The sequence below is a fragment of the Thiocapsa marina 5811 genome, from assembly GCF_000223985.1.
Lineage (GTDB): Bacteria > Pseudomonadota > Gammaproteobacteria > Chromatiales > Chromatiaceae > Thiocapsa > Thiocapsa marina.
The window spans coordinates 1-529 of record NZ_AFWV01000062.1; the positions used below are offsets into that span (position 1 = coordinate 1).

The following is a 529-nucleotide window of genomic DNA, read 5'->3' on the forward strand; positions in this document are numbered from 1 at the left end:
ATGATCTTCGATCATGGGGACATATTATAACCCACTGTTCGGAAATAGAAAACGTGGTTTCTGTTCAGGCACTAGTTAAGAATGCCTCTCCCGAAGGTAACCGTCCCGGTACCGGTATTTCTGATCGTCGCGGTTTGGGGCGCGCTGCTGCTGCCGACCGGCACTTGACCAAAACTGTAGGACGAGGGGGTGAATCCAACGCCGTAGGTCCGATCCGCGGTTCCGGTACCATCAAGGCGCGCTGCAAAAAGGGTGGTCGATTCATTGACCCTGACAAACAAGTAGGCGCTCGGACTGCCGGTCGCTTGCGGGCTGAACCGTATCTTGACTTCGCAAGAAGTTCCCGGACTCAAAGTCGCCCCACAGGTACTATCGCTCATGCTGTACCCGGCCGAGACGTATGGGTAGTTAAGAATGCCTCTCTCGAAGGTAACCGTCCCGGTACCGGTATTTCTGATCGTCGCCGTTTGGGGCGCGCTGCTGCTGCCGACCGGCACTTGACCAAAACTGTAGGACGAGGGGGTGAATC

1 protein-coding gene is annotated in these 529 nt (G+C 56.0%); it reads right to left on the reverse strand.

All coding sequences use genetic code 11. The annotated features are described in order from the left end of the window. Positions 1-71: 71 nt before the first annotated feature. Positions 72-529, reverse strand: a 458-nt coding sequence (locus tag THIMADRAFT_RS26235; protein WP_139052998.1) for a choice-of-anchor D domain-containing protein, incomplete at its 5' end; no start/stop codon positions are given.